The 3,182-nt window shown below is 71.0% G+C and carries 2 protein-coding genes; both read left to right on the forward strand.

Annotated elements, in window-relative coordinates; translation table 11 throughout:
* The coding region (locus D6689_08300; GenBank protein ID RMH42405.1) for a hypothetical protein at positions 1–2,491 on the forward strand (2,491 nt) is incomplete at its 5' end.
* Between the two features lie 66 nt (positions 2,492–2,557).
* On the forward strand, positions 2,558–3,085 hold the full coding sequence (locus D6689_08305; protein ID RMH42406.1) for a peroxiredoxin: 528 nt from the start codon (positions 2,558–2,560) through the stop codon (positions 3,083–3,085).
* Positions 3,086–3,182: the final 97 nt, after the last annotated feature.

The following is a 3,182-nucleotide window of genomic DNA, read 5'->3' on the forward strand; positions in this document are numbered from 1 at the left end:
CGTCGACGTCGTCGGCCGGAGCGAGTTTCAGTGTCGCGACAAGCGGTGCGCAACGCTGTGCACGATCGAAAAGACGATGGTGTCCGTCCGCGGCGCGCGGAAGACGGTCGTGTCGGGCGGCGCGTGCCCGAAGTTCGAGGTGGCCACCGCCACTCGCCCGAAGTTGCCGGTCGATGCGCCGAGTCCGTTCGACGAACGGCGCGCAGCCGTCGACCGATACGCCGCGCGCGGCGGCGACGGGCCGGTCGTCGGCGTGCCCGCGGTGGGGGCGCTCGTCGGCTACCTGCCGTGGCTCACCACGTTGCTGGCAGAACTCGGGTTGCGCCCGCGCGTGCTCGAACCCGGCGCGCAGTCGCTCGCCGACGGCGAGCAGCGATGCTACTCGTTTGACGCGTGCGCGCCGGTCAAGGTCGCGCACGGCGTCGTCGACGCCGAGGTCGACCGGGTGTGGTTTCCCAAGCTCGTCACGCTGCCCGACCGCGACGGCGGCGGCGGCAAGACCTGCCCGATGGAGCAGGGGCTGCCGGACATGGTTCGCGCGTCGCTGCGCGCGCGCGGCCGCGACGTTCACGTCGTCACCGTCGCGCTCCCGCTCGGGCACGGGTGGAGCCATCCGCGGGTGGCGGCGGCGGTGGCGCGCAGTGCCGCGGTCCTCGGCGGCTCGCTGGCGCGCGTGCCGGCGGCGCTGCGCGCGGCGGCGCGCGCTCAGCGGGCCTACGAGGTCGAGCTTGCCCGCATCGGCCGGCGGGCGCTCGCGTTCGCGCGCGAGCGGTGCGTGCCCGCGGTCGCGGTGTGCGGCAACCTGCACGTCATCCACGACCCGGTGGTAAACGCCGGCATCCCGCGCGTACTGCGCGAAAACGGCACCATCGCTGTGCCGATGGATTGCTATCCACTCGGCGCCGACGTCCCCGCGCTCGAGCGCGCCGCGTGGGCCGAAACGCGCCGTGCGCTGCGCGTCGCGGTCGACGCGCGCCGCCGGGGCGACGTGTTCCCGCTGCTCATCACATCGTTTGGCTGCGGCCCCGCGTCGTTTGGCGAGCAGGTGTTCGACGACCTGCTGCGCGGCTACCCGCACGCCGTGCTCGAAAGCGACGGACATGGCGGTACGGCCGGCTACGTGACCCGCGTCCAGGCGTTTTTGCACTCGGTGCGCAAATACGCGGGCGGCGCGTCGCCGGTGCCATTTTCGCGCGTTCGCCGGCTCGAGCCGCTCGCCAACGAATCGCTCGCGCGCGAGCGCGACACGCGGTTCATCACCATCGCGATGGGCGACGGGTTGTCGCCCATCCTCGCCGCGGCGCTGCGCTCGTATGGGTTCGACGCCGTCGCGTCCGGCCCGCCGGACGCCGAAGCGCTCGCACTGGGCCGCCGCGACTGCTCGGGCAAGGAGTGCCTGCCGTACCAGCTCGTGTGGGGATCGTTCCGCAAGCAACTCGAGCGCGAGCCGCCGCGGCGGCGGACGGCTCTCGTCCAGGTGTCCGGCGACGGCATGTGCCGCAACTGCATGTTCTCGGTCAAAGACCAGATCACGCTCGAGCGGATCGGGCTCGACGATCGCGTCACCGTGCGGCACGTCGCGCAGGAGCCGTGGCTGGGTCCGGCGCACTTCGCCAAGGTGTGGGTCGGCGTGACGGCGTGGGACATCCTGCACCAGCTCGCGGCGTACACGCGCGCGGGCGAACGCGACGCGGGGGCTGCCGACGTGCTGTCCGCCCGCTACTGCGCCGAGGTCGAGCGGATCATGGAGCGGCCGGGCCGGCGAGGCGCCGCCGGCGTGGTCGATCTGGCGCGGTGCCGGCGCGAAGTCGAGGCGCTGTTGCGGGACGCCGCCGGCGCGTTCGCGCGGATCGGCGCGGACCGGCCGAGCGGCGACGGCCGCACCGTGCTGCTCAGCGGCGACATCTACGTACGCCTGGATGCGTTCGCGAGCGACGACGTGGCGCGCCGGTTGGCGGCGCGCGGCCTCCGCGTGATCGTCGAGCCGATGTCGGTGCTGGCCGAGTACGCGGCGTCCGAGCGCATAACGGACCTGTTCGGCCTGCCGACGTCGCTGGTGGCCAACGCGGTCGCTCGCCAGCAGCTCGTGTCGATCCGCCGCGCGCTGTACGCTGCGGTCACGCCGCTGCACCCGTGGCTGCCGGTCGTCGACGTGCGCGACCTGCGCGCGGCGGCGCGCGGTCACGTCGACCGCTATCCGATCGGCGAGGCTCCCGTGACGGTCGGCAGCGTGCTGCACCACTGGCGCCGCCACACGTGCGACGGCGTCGTCATCGCCAGCCCGTGGGGCTGCGGTCCGGCCCTGGTGAGCGAGAGCGTGTTGCGCCATCTGGCGGACATCCCGATGTTGTTCGTGTACTGCGATGGCTCGCCGATCGACGACCGCCGACTCGACGCGTTCGCGTTCCAGCTGCGCCGCCGGCCCCCGCGCGCCGCGGGGGGCGCGCGATCGCGGCCGGAGCCGCGCCGCCGCGCTGCCGTCGATGTATAGAAAATATCTATCGCGCGATAGAAACAATCGATTTGCGTCGCACGGCGGCTGGCGTAGATTGCGGGCATGAAACACCGAGTACCCGATGTCGTGTTCAAGACCCGCGTTCGCGACGAGTCTATCGGCGGAGACAATCCGTTTCGCTGGCAAGACCTCTCGACCCAGGACGTCTTCGGCGGCAAGCGCGTCGTGCTGTTCGCGCTGCCGGGGGCGTTCACGCCGACCTGTTCATCCACTCACTTGCCCGGCTACGAGGCCAAGCACGACGAACTCATCGCGCTCGGGATCGACGAGGTGATCTGCCTGTCGGTCAACGACGCGTTCGTCATGTACCAGTGGGGCAAGCACCTGGGCATCCAGAAGGTGTTCCTGCTGCCCGACGGCAACGGCGAGTTCACCCGCAAGATGGGGATGCTCGTCGACAAGAGCAACCTCGGGTTCGGCTATCGCTCGTGGCGCTACTCGATGGTCGTCGACGACGGCGAGATCGAGCAGATGTTCGTCGAACCCGGGTTTTCCGACAACTGCCCGACCGACTCCTTCGAGGTGTCGGACGTCGACACGATGCTGAACTATCTGCGGTCGAAGCGCTAGGAGGCTGTTGCGCATAGCCGCTGGCTGCGGTCGCGATCTGCGGGCGATCTTCGGCGTACGTCCTCGCGCCCTTCGGTACCGTATGTTGATACGCGCC

The sequence above is a fragment of the Deltaproteobacteria bacterium genome (assembly GCA_003696105.1).
Taxonomy (GTDB): domain Bacteria; phylum Myxococcota_A; class Polyangia; order Haliangiales; family J016; genus J016.